The sequence below is a fragment of the Pantoea sp. X-Soil-OKNW-556 genome (genome assembly GCF_059730695.1).
In genome coordinates this window covers 4,382,188-4,397,390 of sequence record NZ_AP035990.1, presented here as the reverse complement: position 1 = coordinate 4,397,390, position 15,203 = coordinate 4,382,188, and the positions used below count along the sequence as shown (strand labels likewise).

Sequence of the window (15,203 nt, the reverse complement as noted above, 5' to 3'; positions counted from 1 at the left end):
GAAATTGTCATTGTCGTCGTGGTGAGAGAACTTCGTTGCCTGGAATGTGTCATGGGTTCTGACATCTCCTAACCAAAGATCTCGGCAAGCTCTTCAACCGTTGTGCAACTGTCGTTTTCGCTTGAGAATACTAAAGCGAATTCTGTGCCAACTTTATTACAGCGGATAAAATCGTGCTGTGATGCGCCCTGTCGTGAGTCGATGACTGCACCAGGATGGATTTGATGCACCGAAATGGTGCCTTTGTGGCAAATAAAAGCACTATTTCAGTGCAAAATGCCATCGCAGTGCAGATTAATGCACCGCAATTGGTGCTAAAAACCAGCGCTGTAAGAAACTTTAGGCGAAATCTGTGATCATGTTCAGTCTTCCGCTTAATCCGTGTACAATAGCGCGTTATTTCTATTTCTATAATGCCTGAGGCAAAGCTGTGACCGAAAATTTGCGTAACATCGCCATCATCGCGCACGTTGACCACGGTAAGACCACCCTGGTTGATAAACTGCTGCAACAGTCCGGTACTTTTGACGCCCGTACCGAAGCGACTGAGCGCGTAATGGACTCCAACGATTTGGAGAAAGAGCGTGGAATCACCATCCTCGCGAAAAACACCGCCATCAAATGGAATGACTATCGTATCAACATCGTTGATACCCCGGGACACGCCGACTTCGGTGGTGAAGTTGAGCGCGTGATGTCCATGGTGGACTCGGTGCTGCTGGTTGTCGATGCGATGGATGGCCCGATGCCGCAAACTCGCTTCGTAACCAAAAAAGCCTTTGCTCACGGCCTGAAGCCGATTGTTGTTATCAACAAAGTTGACCGTCCTGGCGCGCGTCCGGACTGGGTGGTTGATCAGGTATTTGACCTGTTCGTTAACCTTGATGCGACTGACGAACAGCTGGACTTCCCGATCATTTACGCTTCTGCGCTGAATGGTATCGCAGGTCTGGATCACAACGACATGGCAGACGACATGACCCCGTTGTATCAGGCGATTGTTGACCGTGTTTCTCCGCCGCAGGTTGAAGTCGAAGCGCCGTTGCAGATGCAGATCTCTCAGCTGGACTACAACAACTACCTGGGTGTTATCGGTATCGGCCGCATCAAACGCGGTAAAGTGAAGCCGAACCAGCAAGTTACCATCATCGACAGCGAAGGCAAAACCCGTAACGGTAAAGTCGGTAAAGTACTGGGCCACCTCGGTCTGGAACGTATCGAAAGCGACCTGGCTGAAGCGGGCGACATCATCGCGATCACCGGTCTGGGTGAGCTGAACATCTCTGACACCATCTGTGATCCGCAGAATGTGGAAGCGCTGCCAGCCCTGAGCGTGGACGAGCCGACAGTAACCATGTTCTTCAACGTCAACACCTCACCGTTCTGCGGTAAAGAAGGTAAGTACGTGACCTCGCGCCAGATTCTGGAGCGTCTGAACAAAGAACTGGTACACAACGTTGCGCTGCGCGTTGAAGAAACCGCTGATGCTGACGCCTTCCGCGTTTCAGGTCGTGGTGAACTGCACCTGTCCGTACTGATCGAAAACATGCGTCGTGAAGGCTACGAGCTGGCGGTATCCCGTCCGAAAGTAATCTTCCGTGAGTTCGAAGGCCGTAAACAAGAGCCGTTCGAAAACGTTACCCTCGACATCGAAGAAACCCACCAGGGTTCTGTGATGATGGCGATGGGTGAGCGTAAAGGCGACATGAAAAACATGGATCCAGATGGTAAAGGCCGTGTGCGCCTTGACTACGTGATCCCAAGCCGTGGCCTGATCGGCTTCCGTAACGAATTCATGACCATGACTTCAGGTACTGGTCTGCTGTACTCCACCTTCAGCCACTACGACGACGTGCGTCCGGGCGAAGTGGGTCAGCGTCAGAACGGCGTACTGATCTCGAACGGTCAGGGTAAAGCGGTAGCCTTCGCCCTGTTCGGTTTGCAGGATCGCGGTAAGCTGTTCCTCGGCCACGGTGCAGAAGTCTATGAAGGCCAGATCATCGGTATTCACAGCCGTTCTAACGACCTGACCGTAAACTGCCTGACCGGTAAAAAACTGACCAACATGCGTGCGTCAGGTACCGACGAAGCGACCACTCTGGTTCCGCCAGTGAAAATGACGCTGGAGCAGGCTATCGAGTTCATCGATGACGACGAACTGGTAGAAGTAACTCCACAGTCAATCCGTATTCGTAAACGTCACCTGACCGAGAACGACCGTAAGCGTGCGTCTCGCGGCAGCAAAGACTAAGCGAACACATAGAGAAAGCCCCGCAATGCGGGGCTTTTTTTTGCCTGAGTGTCGGGCAATTGTCTGATAAATGTGCAAGGCCAATTCTGCATGTAACCCGCGTGCGAGCTGAAAAAGAGAAGAGTGCGCCCGCTTCCAGATCGGGCATTTCCCCGCCACCCCGCCTGTTCAGCCTTCGCATTTGCCGCTAGAGTGAATGATCCAGGGAATATAAAGGAGGCGTCATGCTCTACATCTTTGATTTAGGCAATGTGATTGTTGATATCGATTTTAACCGGGTACTTGGCGTCTGGAGTGACCTGGGGCGCGTGCCGCTGGCAACGCTACAAAGCCGTTTCCGCATGGATGAAGCCTTCGAACAACACGAACGCGGCGAAATAAGCGACCCGGAGTTTGCTGCCCGGATATGTGAGCAGCTCGATGTGGCGCTGAGTTATGAACAATTCACCGCAGGCTGGCATGCCGTGTTTATCGATGTACGCCCAGAGACGCTGGCGCTGATGAACCAGCTGCGTGCAGATGGACACCGGGTGGTGATCCTCTCCAATACTAACCAGTTGCACTTTGAGTTCTGGCCGTCGCAATTTCCCGAGGTCCAACAGGCTGCCGATAAACTCTACATGTCGCAGGATATTGGTATGCGTAAACCCGAAGCCCGCATCTATCAGTTCGTGCTGGATAACGAAGGCTTTACGGCTGACCAGGCGGTATTTTTCGATGATAACCCGCCCAATATCGAGGCCGCTCGTGCGCTCGGCATTGAAAGTGTGTTGGTTACCGACAGCAAAACCGTGCCAGCCTGGTTCGCGAGTCATCGCTGAGTGATGTACCTGCGCCATTTGCGCCACTCCTGGCATGCCTTTTTCCTGTGGGTCAAACTGCTGTGGCGGCGCATTGATGAAGACAACATGACGACACAGGCAGGTAACCTGGCCTACGTCTCATTGTTGGCACTGGTGCCCCTGATTGCCGTGGTCTTTGCGCTGTTCGCCGCCTTCCCGGTGTTCTCCGATATTAGCGTGCAGCTCAAAAACTTCATTTTTACCAATTTTATGCCAGCGGCAGGCAACACCATTCAGCGCTATCTGGAACAGTTCGTCGCCAACGTCAATAAGATGACCGCCGTGGGCGCTGTCAGCCTGATCGTCACCGCGCTATTGTTGATGCATTCGGTAGACAGTGCGTTGAACGTTATCTGGCGCAGTGATAAAAAACGGCCAATGGTGTACTCGTTCGCGGTCTACTGGATGATTCTTACCCTTGGTCCACTGCTGGCGGGAGCGAGTCTGGCGATCAGCTCCTACCTGCTGTCGTTGCGCTGGGTGAGCACCTCTGGTGTCAACAGCCTGATCGAGCAGGTGCTACGCGTCTTTCCTCTCTTGCTCTCGATTCTCGCTTTCTGGTTGCTGTACAGCATTGTACCTACCCGCCGCGTTCCCGGACGCGACGCGCTGGTGGGCGCAGTTGTTGCGGGCCTGCTGTTTGAGCTGGGCAAAAAAGGCTTTGCGCTCTATGTTACGATGTTTCCCTCGTATCAGTTGATTTACGGGGTGTTGGCCGTAATCCCGATTCTGTTCCTGTGGGTTTACTGGACCTGGTGTATTGTGTTGTTAGGGGCAGAAATTACCGTCACGCTGGATGACTATCGTCAATTAAAACTGCGTGAACGAGAAAAAGAACGAGAGGAAACATGATTGCTTTGATTCAACGCGTCAGTCGCGCCAGTGTCAGCGTCGACAACGCGGTGGTAGGGGAAATTGGTGCCGGTTTGCTGGTGTTGCTGGGTGTTGAAAAGGGCGACGGTGAGAAAAAAGCACAACGGTTGTGTGAGCGCGTTCTGGGCTATCGCATTTTCGCTGATGAGAACGACAAGATGAACCTTAACGTACAGCAGGCAGGTGGCAGCGTGCTGGTAGTGTCGCAGTTTACGCTGGCTGCTGATACCCAAAAAGGCATGAGACCCTCCTTCTCTGGCGGCGCTGAACCGGCAGAAGCTGAACGTCTCTATGAATATTTCAGCGCCTGCTGCCGTGAGCAGGGCGTATCTACCGCCAATGGCCGCTTTGCCGCCGATATGCAGGTTGAGCTGGTTAACGATGGTCCGGTGACCTTTTGGTTGCAGGTGTGAGATTTTCAGCCGAGCGGCAAGGGATTAGCCACGTAAGCTCCGAACGAGAGAATCACTTTATGTATCATCTTCGCGTACCGCAAACCGCTGAAGAACTGGATATGTACTACCAGTTCCGTTGGGAAATGTTACGAAAACCGTTGCGGCAGCCGCAGGGTTCCGAGCGTGATGCATGGGATGCGTTGGCCCATCATCAAATGGTGGTGGATGAACAGGGCAAGCCGGTCGCTGTCGGGCGGTTATACATTAATGCTGAAAATGAAGCGGCTATCCGCTTCCTTGCCGTTCACCCGTCAGTCCAGGGTAAAGGCTTGGGTACATTGGTGGCGATGACGCTGGAATCAGTGGCGCGCCAGGAAGGGGCAAAACGCGTGACCTGTAGCGCGCGTGAAGATGCCGTCGAATTCTTTGCCAAGCTGGGGTATGTCAATCAGGGGGAGATCACCGCGCCGCAAACCACCCCGGTACGCCATTTCCTGATGATTAAACCGGTGGTGACGCTCGATGATATCCTGCACCGCGCCGACTGGTGCGGGCAGCTCCAGCAGGCATGGTATGAGCATATCCCGTTAAGTGAAAAAATGGGCGTGCGAATTCTGCAATATACCGGGCAGAAGTTTGTCACCACCATGCCGGAAACCGGCAACCAAAACCCACACCATACGTTATTTGCCGGTAGCCTGTTCTCACTGGCGACGCTGACCGGTTGGGGGTTGATCTGGCTGCTGCTGCGTGAGCGTCATCTGGGCGGCACCATTATTCTTGCCGATGCGCACATTCGTTACAGCAAACCGATTAGTGGCCGGCCGGGGGCGATTGCCGATCTCGGTTCGTTGAGTGGCGATCTCGATCGTCTGGCGCGCGGGCGTAAAGCGCGGGTGCAGATGGAGGTTGAACTGTTTGGTGACGATGAGCTGGGGGCGGTGTTTGAAGGGGTATATATCGTTTTACCTGCCGATTCCCAGGGGGCACTGGAAGAGGGTGGCTCTGGCGCGCGGATTGATTAATTAAATCTTGCATACACCGTAGCGACGCGATTTATCGCGCGGGTTTTGAAAGCCGTGAAAATCGCGGGATAAATCGCGCCGCTACAGGGGGTGGTTAGCGTGTTTACGGCTGAATCTGCCCGTCATGCATGGTCTGTTGCACCGACTGGGTATCTGTTGTTACCGACAGATTGCCATTGACGCTTGGACGTAGCGGTGACGCTGCGTTCAGCGAACCGTTCACCTGCAACAATAAATTGCTATTTCCGTTCAACGGCAACGCTGGCCAGCCCCAATTTTGCAGGATATTTGCCGGGACCGCCTGGCCTTTCAGATGCAGCGTCAACGCACGTTGCGGCTGCTGGTTGACCGTAGCCGTCCCCTCCAGTAAACCGCTGCCATTAAAGGCACTCAGTTCATTGACCTGAATCTGTTGATCATCTGCGCTGAAGCTAATTGACGGATGACGTAAATCAGTACGGTTAAAGGTCGCCTCGGCGGCGTTAAAACTGGCTTTACCGGCCCAGAACCCCCATTGCTGCTGTCGGGCCAGCAGCAGGTTTTCACCGCTGCCATCCAGTGCCGTCATCTGGAATGGAAACGCCGGATTGATATCAATAATCAGGTTGCGGTTGGCGGTCACACGTTTCACCAGTACGCTGTCGAGCCACGTTGGTAAGCTCTGTTGCCAGCGGTCGCGCCAGTTCTGCGGCAGGGTATATTCCAGTCCGGCTACCGCCAGTTCATCCAGCGTCAGGCGTTTATCACTGCGCGTCCAGTTACCGCTGGCACGGATGACGCCATTGGCCCAGCGGGAACTGAACTGCGTCAGCGCGATGCCCTGCGTTGAGAAGTCGGCATTCACGATGGGGTCATTCAGTTCAAAGGTACCGTTAATAAAATTCCCGGCATTCATCGCCAGAGAACCGTCTTCGCTCTGCCAGTCATTACCGCGCCAGGTGAAATTCTTCAGGGTTAAATCGAGGTCAGTGACCGCCCAATCCGGCCCTTGCAAACGTGCATCAGTCATATCCAGGCGATTAATTGTCACCGAGGGCACATCACTGATCGGGTTGAGGAAATCGAGCAGATCTTTATGGGTTTGCAGGCGGATATCATTGAGGCGCAACTGGTTAATCTTCCAGTTGCCCTGCGCATCACGTTCGGCATCACCGGTCATCGAACCACGCGCCAGATCGGCCCCAATATTACTCAGCACCAGACGATGTTGTGCCACATTACCTTGCAGCAACACGTTATTTCCCTTCACACCATCCAGGGTCATCTCACCCGCGCTCATCTGAAACTGCGCATCGCTACCCAGCATATCATTGGCAGTTGGCTTCCACGGTAAAATGCCACCGTTCACCTTACGGGCAAACATCGGTAACGCACTGCCCGGACTATCGATGCGCATATTGTTGAGCTGCAAACGGTTGGCCTGAAGCGGCAGCGCGTTATCCGGGGTCAGGTTAGCCAGATTCACTTCGCCGTCACGCAATTCGATGCTGCTAAAGTGCAGTGGATCGCTGAACTGTACCAATGCCAGCCCGAGATCAACGCGTTTCGCGACCAGCACGGCCGGTTGACCATCGTGCCCAAAGCTAAAGTCATCGAGGACGATATGCGAAGGGGAAGAGAAGTTGTGTTCGATTTTACTGAGGGAAAGATGCCAGTCGGTTTTATCACTCACCCAACGGCTAAACCAGCCTGCACCCCACTGTGTTTGCAGCAACACATACAGGATGACCAGCGCCAGCAGAATTAGCAGCAGTAAGGTAAGGAAAAATTTGCCTAGAAATTTCATTGCATCCATCCCGATCTTTTATCCGGTAAGAGGTTGTTATGCCTGAATTACCGTTACAGCTCAACAGCCTGGATGTAAAAGCGGATAAATATCAGGCAGGCCTCAGCCTGCCGTGAGTATTACTTTTCCTGGGGGAAGACGAGATTGAGCACGATAGCGGTGATACCGCCAGCGGCAATGCCTGATGAAAGCAGGGTTTTCAGCCAGTCTGGCGCGAATTGCAGAATCAGTGGCTGCTGAGAAACACCAAGGCCAACAGCCAGCGACAGCGCGATAATCATAATCGCGCGGCGATTCAATGGCTCGCGAGAAACAATGCGTACCCCGGAAGCCGCGATCGTACCAAACATCACTATCGTTGCGCCGCCCAGTACCGGTTCAGGAATGTGCTGCACAAATCCGCTGACCGCCGGGAACAACCCGAGCACAATCAACATCAGTGCCACCACAAAGCCCACATAGCGGCTGGCCACACCGGTCAGCTGGATCACGCCATTATTCTGGCCAAAACAGGAGTTTGGAAACGTATTGAACAATGCGGATACAAAAGAGTTAAGACCATTGGCCAGCACGCCCCCTTTCAGGCGTTTCATATACAGCGGGCCGCTCACCGGTTGTTCAGAAACGTCCGAGGTGGCGGTAATATCGCCGATGGTTTCCAGGGAGGTCACCATAAATACCAACATCAACGGAATCAGCAGATTCCAGTCAAAACCAAGGCCGTAGTAGAGCGGTGATGGCACCGAAACCAGCGCCTGATTGGTCGGGGTGGTATTTTCCGGCAGCATACCTAACGCCCATGCCAGCAAATAGCCAACGGCCATAGCGATCACCAGCGAGGCGACACGCAAATAAGGATTGCGCTGACGGTTGAGCAGAATAATCACCAACAACACCGCGCCAGCCAGCAGCAGGTTTTTCGGTGCGCCAAAACTGTGATCGTTCATGGCTGCAAAACCACCGCCGATGGAGGTTAGCCCAACCTGAATCAGCGACAAACCGATGATCATCACCACAATGCCAGAAACCAGCGGCGTGATAATGCGACGAGCCAGATGCAGCACGCGGGACAGCACCATCTCGGTGCAGGAGGCGACCATCAGCGTTCCAAACAGCGCTGCCATCATGGTGGGAATATCGGCCCCTCCATTTTTCAGCGCCATGCCACCCATAATCAACGGGCTGACAAAGTTAAAACTGGTGCCCTGAATTGACAGCAGCCCGGAACCGACCGGTCCCCAGGTTTTGATTTGCAGAATCGATGCGACGCCAGAGGCAAACAGCGACATGCTAATAATGTGCTGGGTGTCCTGTGCCGGCAGGCCCAGCGCCTGACAAATCAGCAGCGCGGGGGTAATTACCGCGACAAACATCGCCAGCAGATGCTGGCAGGCAGCAAACAGTGTTTGTGGCAACGGTGGGCGATCTTCAAGACGGTAAATCAGTTCACTTTTTGCCGCATTGGCAGGCTGGCGGGGTTCAGCGGTATCGACGGACATGGTGGACGTTCTCAATCACAACAAAGGGGGCGATTTTAAACCGATGCCGAATGAAAGCAAACGTTTGCAATGCCCCTCACCACCTCAGAGCGTAAATACCGTACGGCAACGGCTATCGTCTTCACCCCAGGCGCTATGGACTTCACTCAGTGGTCGCATCTGGAAGGGAATCGAAAAATCGCTTTGCGCTGCGGCTGTCAGTAGCTCGCCGATACAAGCCACCAGTTCGCTATTGGATACGCTACCGAGGCCGCTGCCCATTAGGGTCAGCCCAGAGGAGCGCAGTAACTTGCTGTGCAATGAGATCTCCTGGCCGCTGAGGGAACCAATTTGCACAAAACGGACCACCTTCTCACCACCGGCCACCGCCGCCTGCATGATATCGAGCGCGCTCTGGCCCCACAGATAATCCAGCACCACATCAATGCCGTCAGCCATCAGCGCGGGCAGAGCGGTCGGTAACGCATCAAGGGTCAGCGTAATATCTGCCCCCTGGGTGTGAAGTTGTTCCAGCACCGCACGGTTGCGTCCGGTGGCAATAATTTTTCCGGCACCAAGATGACGCGCGATACGCACTGCCAGTCCACCTGATGTCCCGGTTGCGCCATTGATTAGCACGGTTTCGCCTTGTAGTAAACGTGCGCGACGCGTTAAAGCCGCCCACGAGGACATACCCGGATTGGCAAGTGCAGCAGCCAGCACCGGATCCAGCGTTTTCGGTAGCGGGACGATAGCCTCGGTGGGCACCCGTGTTTTTTCCGCCATACTTCCCCAGGGGGCGTTAAATGCCAGGAAGTACACCGGGTCGCCATTGTTGAGATAACCGGTGCCATCGATCCCGGTAATAAACGGATAGTGCGTGGCCGAGCTGTAATGGGAACCTGCGGCACGCGCCTTCGCCAACTGGCTAATGGCGGCGGCTTTGACTGTGACCACAACCTGGTGGTCATCGGCTTGAGGTTCAGGGAAATCGCCGTATACCGGCAGTTCGCCTGCTGCGGAAACTATTGCTGCTTTCATGTTTTCACCTTCAGTTAATCGGAATATATGTGTATTATGCACACATTATTCCTGTCTCTGGATGCCGTCAATGAAAAGTGTGCAAAATACACATAATAGTTCAGCTTTCGATGATCTGCACAATGCGTTACTGACCATTGTTGGGACGTTCAACCGCCCACAACGTGATGAATTACTAATAAAAGAATCCAATATTCAGCTTGATCGAGCGCTGTTTCCGCTGCTGGTGCAGATCAGTCGTTTCGGTCCGATTGGTGTGGTTGAACTGGCGGATCGGGTTGGGCGTGACTACACCACCGTCAGTCGACAGGTCGCGAAGCTGGAGGAAATTGGTCTGGCGCAGCGCCAGAAGAATACAAAGGACAAGCGCGTCAATGAAGCGGTCATTACGGCTGCGGGTAAAGTGATGACCGACAAAATCGATGCGGCACGGAGCAGGATTTACGGTGAGGTGTTTCAGGCGTGGCAGGAGAATGAGCGTGTTGAGCTGGCGCGGTTACTGCAAAAATTTGTCGGGGATTTTACCGCGCTGGAGCGTGATAAAAACACGGGGACCTGACCCATTGTAGCGACGCGATGTATCGTGCGGGGTTTTCCTGCAACACGCACGAAATCGTGCCGCTACGCGTTGCTGTAGCGTTCGGTTTCCGGTAGCCAGCGCTCAATCAACGCCACGGCCTGCTCAGGATAATGCTGGTGGATATGGCGTGCCACGCGCTGAACTTCCGGGATCATGCCCTGATCACGCAGCAAATCGGCGACTTTGAACTCGGCGTTACCGGTCTGGCGCGTGCCAAGCAGTTCACCGGGACCACGAATCTCCAGATCATGCTGGGCGATAACAAAGCCGTCGTTGCTGTCACGCAACACCTGCAAACGCTTTTGTGCCGTTTTACTTAGCGGTGCTTTGTACAGCAACACACAATGCGAGGCGATCGCACCGCGCCCGACACGTCCACGTAACTGATGCAGCTGTGCAAGGCCGAGGCGTTCCGGGTTTTCGATGATCATCAGACTGGCGTTCGGCACATCCACTCCAACCTCGATGACCGTCGTGGCGACCAGCAGTTGGATTTCATTGGCTTTAAATGCCTGCATCACCGCCTGCTTTTCAGCCGGTTTCATACGGCCATGCACCAGCCCGACCTGGAGATCCGGCAACGCGACTTTTAGCTCTTGCCAGGTCGCTTCGGCCGCCTGTGCTTCCAGCAGCTCAGACTCTTCAATCAGTGTACAGACCCAATACGCCTGACGACCTTCCTGGCAGGCGCTTTGCACACGCGTGATGATATCGTTACGGCGGCTGTCGGGGATCGCGACGGTGGTGACCGGGGTTCGGCCTGGCGGTAACTCATCAATGGTAGAAGTATCGAGATCCGCGTAGGCGGTCATCGCCAGGGTGCGTGGAATCGGTGTCGCGGTCATGATTAGCTGATGCGGATGAAAACCCTGTTCTTCGCCCTTTTCCCAGAGTGCCAGACGCTGGTGGACGCCAAAACGGTGCTGTTCATCGATAATCACCAACGCCATGCCGTTAAATTGTACCTGCTCCTGAAACAGCGCATGGGTACCGACCACCATCGCTACCTGCCCGCTGGCAATCGCCTCCTGCTGCGCCTGACGAGCCTTACCTTTTTGCTTACCCGCCAGCCAGCCCACCTCAATACCGAGAGGCGCAAACCATTGGCGGAAATTATTAGCGTGCTGTTCGGCGAGCAATTCGGTGGGGGCCATCAGCGCCACCTGCTTGTCGTGGGCAATCACATTTAACGCAGCCATTGCCGCGACCAACGTTTTGCCCGATCCCACATCGCCTTGCACCAGACGCATCATCGGGAAGTCGTGTGCCAGATCGCGCTCAATTTCCGCGACCACCCGTTGCTGCGCGCCGGTAGGGGAGAACGGCAGGGCGGCCAGCAATTTATCGACCAACTGATGATTGGCCGGCATCGGCAGTGCGTGATGGCGCTGTGCACCAGCGCGCACTGCCAACATGCTGAGGTTATGTGCCAGCAGTTCTTCCATAATTAACCGGCGCTGTGCCGGATGACGGCCCGTTTCCAGCTCGCTCAGACGCAAATCAGGTGGCGGGCGATGCAGAGTACGCAATGCGTCTGGCAGGCTAATCAATCCACCGCTCAGTTCTGGCGGCAACAGCTCGGCAATGGCGCAGGTTTCCAGCAGCGCCAGCGCCTGATCGGTCAGGTTGCGCAGCGTTGCCTGGCGGATACCTTCGGTGGTGGGATAAACCGGCGTCAGGGTTTCCTGCAACTCAACGCTGCTGTGTTCGCCCTGAATGCGATATTCGGGATGGATAATCTCTGCACCGCGCTGACCGCGTTTAATCTCGCCGTAAGCAGTGACGCGACGGCCTGACGCCAGGCTGTTTTTCATCCCGGCATTGAAGTTGAAGAAGCGCATGGTCAGCACGCCAGTGCCATCGCTGATTTGGCACACCAGCATACGGCGGCGGCCAAAGGTGATTTCACTGCTCAGCACTTCCCCTTCCACCGTGGCCCAGATGCCCGGCAGCAGGTCATTAATACGATAGAGTTGGGTGCGATCTTCGTAGCGCAGCGGCAGGTGCAGCAGCAGATCCTGGATGGTAAACAGGCCAATTTTGGCCAGTTTCGCCGCCTGGCTGGCGCCGACGCCGGTCAGGGTACTGAGCGGGATGGCATCCAGCAGACGGCCTTTCATTTTTTGCCCGTCGCTTGCATTGTTGCCCACCATTCGGCATCGGCTTCCACTTCACCGAGGTCGTTGATGTGCGGATAGGGCAATCCTTTTTGCTTCGCCACGCGTGCCAGAACCGGGTAACCCCCTTCGAACAGCAGGCGCTGCTGCTCCTCTTCATCCAGCAAACTGTAGGTACGCTGGTACATACCGGCATTTTGTCGCTGGCGTTGTGCTTCATACAGAATCAGCGCGGAAGCGACTGAGACATTAAGCGACTGCACCATGCCAACCATTGGGATAATGATGTCCTGATCCGCGAGGGCCAGCGCTTCTGCGGTGATACCGGTTTTTTCCTGACCCATCAGAATACAGGTGGGACGTGTGTAATCGATCTCGCGAAAATCCACGGCCTTGGCCGACAGGTTCGTCGCCAGCACCTGCATACCCTGCGTCTTCAGATGGGATACGGCTTCAGCGATATTGCGATGCGTTTTGACCTTCACCCAACTGTTGCTACCAGCGGAGGCCGATACCATGGTGCGCATGCGCACGCTGGGCCAGACCGCATGGACCTCATGGATACCGACAGCATCGGCCGTGCGAATTACCGCCGAGACATTGTGCGGCTTATGCACCTGTTCCATACAGACGGTGAGATCGTGCTGGCGCAGGGCCAGCATCTCGCGGATACGAGCAAAACGTTGATCGTTCATGCACTAATTACGATTTCGGTGAACTTTAATCACATCGGGCATTACGCGAATTTTACGCATAATGTTAGCCAGATGGACGCGATCGTGCGCGGTCAGACGGATAAAGGCGCTATAAACACGGCCGTCTCGTTCTTCGGTATTGAGACTTTGAATGTTTGAACCGGCGGTATTGATGGCCGCGGTCAGGTTTGCCAGCGCGCCCTGATGGTTGAACATGTCGACTTTAATTTCGGCGACAAATTCCTGATCGGTCACTTTATCCCATTCTACCGGCATGAACTTTTCTGGTTCTTTCTGGTAGCCGCGAATATTGCGGCAGGACTCGTGGTGCACCACCAGGCCTTTACCAGGGCTGACGTGTGCAACGATCGGATCGCCCGGAATCGGACGGCAGCATTTGGCGAAGGTAATCAGGACGCCATCAGCACCTTTAATCGGCAACTTATTACGTTTGTTGCTGACGAGTGGTGCTGAGTTCTCTGATTGCAGCAGATTTTTCGCCACCACTACGCTCATCGCGTTCCCCAGACCAATTTCCGCCAGCAGATCATCCATACTGGTCAACTTCATGCGTTCCAGCTCGCGCTGGATATTTTCTGCCGGAATTTCAGCCAGTTTACGGCTACCACCCAGCGCATGGCTGAGCAGGCGACGGCCGAGGTTAACAGAATCTTCGCGTTTGAGGTTTTTCAGCAACTGGCGAATCTTGGCGCGCGCTTTGGAACTGACGACAAAGTTAAGCCAGGCGGCGTTGGGTCGGGCACCCGGCGCGGTAATAATTTCGATGGTTTGCCCGCTGGTGAGTGGCTGCGACAGCGGATAAGGCTGGCGATCAACGCGTGCGCCGACACAGGCATGGCCAATATCGGTATGGACCGCATAGGCAAAGTCGACAGGTGTTGCGCCAGCGGGCAGTTCGACAATGCGGCCTTCAGGCGTGAACACATAAATCTCGTCCGGGAAGAGATCTGATTTCACGCTTTCAATAAATTCAAAGGAGCTTCCCGCGCTTTGTTGCAACTCCAGCAGGCTTTGCAGCCAGCGCTGGGCACGTACTTGCGCGGTGGTGCCGCTTTCACCGGCCTGTTTATAGGCCCAGTGTGCCGCAACCCCCATTTCCGCCATCTGATCCATATCTTCGGTACGGATTTGCACCTCAACCGGCACGCCGTGCGGGCCAATCATCGAGGTATGCAAAGATTGATAGCCGTTGGCCTTGGGGATAGCGATGTAATCTTTGACGCGTCCAGGACGCGGTTTGTACAGACTGTGCATCTGTCCGAGTACGCGATAGCAGGTATCTAAATCTTTCACGATGACGCGAAAGGCGTAAATATCCATGATCGAGTGAAATCGTTGCTCTTTCAGATGCATTTTGCGGTAGATCGAATAGAGATGCTTCTCACGGCCACTGACGCGACAGGGAATCCCAGCCTCTTGCAGGCGGCCGTCAATCTCAGAAAGAATCTTCTGGATCATCTCTTTACGGTTACCGCGCGCCGCTTTAACCACCTCTTTGATGACCCGATAGCGGTTCGGGTACAACGCTTCAAAGCCCAGCTCCTCCAGCTCGGTTTTCAGGTGATGAATACCGAGACGGTGGGCCAGCGGGCTATAAATTTCGAGGGTTTCTCGTGCGATACGACGGCGTTTATCCGGTCGCAGCGAGCCAAGCGTGCGCATGTTATGGGTGCGGTCAGCCAGTTTGATCAGAATGACGCGGATGTCCTGCACCATCGCCATGATCATTTTGCGGAAGTTTTCAGCCTGGGCTTCTTTCTTATCCCTGAACTTCAACTTATCGAGTTTTGACACCCCTTCAACCAGTTCGGCAACGCTTTTGCCAAACAGTTGTTCCATGTCCTGGTAAGTTGCGGGGGTATCTTCGATAACATCATGCAGCAACGCGGCCATCAGCGTTTCGTGGTCGAGTTTCATCTCGGCCAGAATGCAGGCAACGGCAACAGGATGGGTGATATAAGGCTCACCGCTGGAGCGTGTTTGTCCCTCGTGGGCATCACGCGCGACAAGATAAGCTTGCTTGAGGCGCTTGATTTGCTCCTCAGGCAAGTATTTTTCAATCAGTTGATTGAGGCTTTCAAACAGATACAAGGTTGACC

Annotated in this window: 12 protein-coding genes; 6 read left to right on the top strand and 6 right to left on the bottom strand. The window is 54.6% G+C overall.

Annotated elements, in window-relative coordinates; translation table 11 throughout:
- Positions 1-430: 430 nt before the first annotated feature.
- The 5 genes from typA to fabY all read left to right on the top strand — a co-directional run bounded on the left by typA (position 431) and on the right by fabY (position 5,386).
- Positions 431-2,251, top strand: a complete 1,821-nt coding sequence (typA, locus tag AC6I8T_RS20520; RefSeq protein WP_021186437.1) for a ribosome-dependent GTPase TypA — start codon at positions 431-433, stop codon at positions 2,249-2,251.
- A gap of 224 nt (positions 2,252-2,475) precedes the next feature.
- Entirely contained in the window at positions 2,476-3,072 is a 597-nt protein-coding gene (gene yihX, locus AC6I8T_RS20515) for a glucose-1-phosphatase (protein ID WP_021186438.1), read from the top strand.
- Between the two features lie 3 nt (positions 3,073-3,075).
- A complete protein-coding gene (locus tag AC6I8T_RS20510) occupies positions 3,076-3,945 on the top strand; it encodes a virulence factor BrkB family protein (RefSeq protein ID WP_021186439.1) in 870 nt (289 codons plus the stop codon).
- Positions 3,942-4,379 (top strand): D-aminoacyl-tRNA deacylase, encoded by a 438-nt coding sequence (gene dtd, locus AC6I8T_RS20505; RefSeq protein ID WP_208724439.1) that lies wholly within the window; start codon positions 3,942-3,944, stop codon positions 4,377-4,379. The genes AC6I8T_RS20510 and dtd overlap by 4 nt, the downstream gene beginning before the upstream one ends.
- Positions 4,380-4,438: 59 nt before the next feature.
- Positions 4,439-5,386, top strand: coding sequence for a fatty acid biosynthesis protein FabY (fabY, locus tag AC6I8T_RS20500; RefSeq protein WP_021186441.1), 948 nt, complete (start codon positions 4,439-4,441; stop codon positions 5,384-5,386).
- A 103-nt stretch (positions 5,387-5,489) separates the two neighbouring features.
- Here the strand turns inward: fabY and AC6I8T_RS20495 are convergent, their stop codons facing one another.
- From AC6I8T_RS20495 to AC6I8T_RS20485, 3 genes are all read right to left on the bottom strand, one after another.
- Entirely contained in the window at positions 5,490-7,172 is a 1,683-nt protein-coding gene (locus tag AC6I8T_RS20495; protein ID WP_208724438.1) for an AsmA family protein, read from the bottom strand.
- Between the two features lie 119 nt (positions 7,173-7,291).
- On the bottom strand, positions 7,292-8,671 hold the full coding sequence (locus AC6I8T_RS20490; RefSeq protein ID WP_208724437.1) for a nucleobase:cation symporter-2 family protein: 1,380 nt from the start codon (positions 8,669-8,671) through the stop codon (positions 7,292-7,294).
- An 84-nt stretch (positions 8,672-8,755) separates the two neighbouring features.
- Entirely contained in the window at positions 8,756-9,691 is a 936-nt protein-coding gene (locus tag AC6I8T_RS20485) for a quinone oxidoreductase family protein (RefSeq protein ID WP_208724436.1), read from the bottom strand.
- A gap of 70 nt (positions 9,692-9,761) precedes the next feature.
- On the opposite strand from AC6I8T_RS20485, the gene AC6I8T_RS20480 reads away from it, so the two are divergent.
- Complete coding sequence (locus AC6I8T_RS20480; RefSeq protein ID WP_208724435.1) at positions 9,762-10,250, top strand: MarR family winged helix-turn-helix transcriptional regulator; 489 nt, start codon at positions 9,762-9,764, stop codon at positions 10,248-10,250.
- A gap of 62 nt (positions 10,251-10,312) precedes the next feature.
- Here AC6I8T_RS20480 and recG read toward each other — a convergent pair whose 3' ends face one another.
- Genes recG through spoT form a run of 3 tightly spaced genes read right to left on the bottom strand, consistent with a single transcriptional unit; the run spans position 10,313 to position 15,195 of the window.
- Complete coding sequence (recG, locus tag AC6I8T_RS20475) at positions 10,313-12,391, bottom strand: ATP-dependent DNA helicase RecG (RefSeq protein WP_208724434.1); 2,079 nt, start codon at positions 12,389-12,391, stop codon at positions 10,313-10,315.
- Entirely contained in the window at positions 12,388-13,083 is a 696-nt protein-coding gene (trmH, locus tag AC6I8T_RS20470; protein ID WP_021186073.1) for a tRNA (guanosine(18)-2'-O)-methyltransferase TrmH, read from the bottom strand. Before trmH ends, recG begins: the two co-directional genes overlap by 4 nt.
- Before the next feature lie 3 nt (positions 13,084-13,086).
- On the bottom strand, positions 13,087-15,195 hold the full coding sequence (gene spoT, locus AC6I8T_RS20465; RefSeq protein WP_021186074.1) for a bifunctional GTP diphosphokinase/guanosine-3',5'-bis pyrophosphate 3'-pyrophosphohydrolase: 2,109 nt from the start codon (positions 15,193-15,195) through the stop codon (positions 13,087-13,089).
- Positions 15,196-15,203 lie beyond the last annotated feature (8 nt).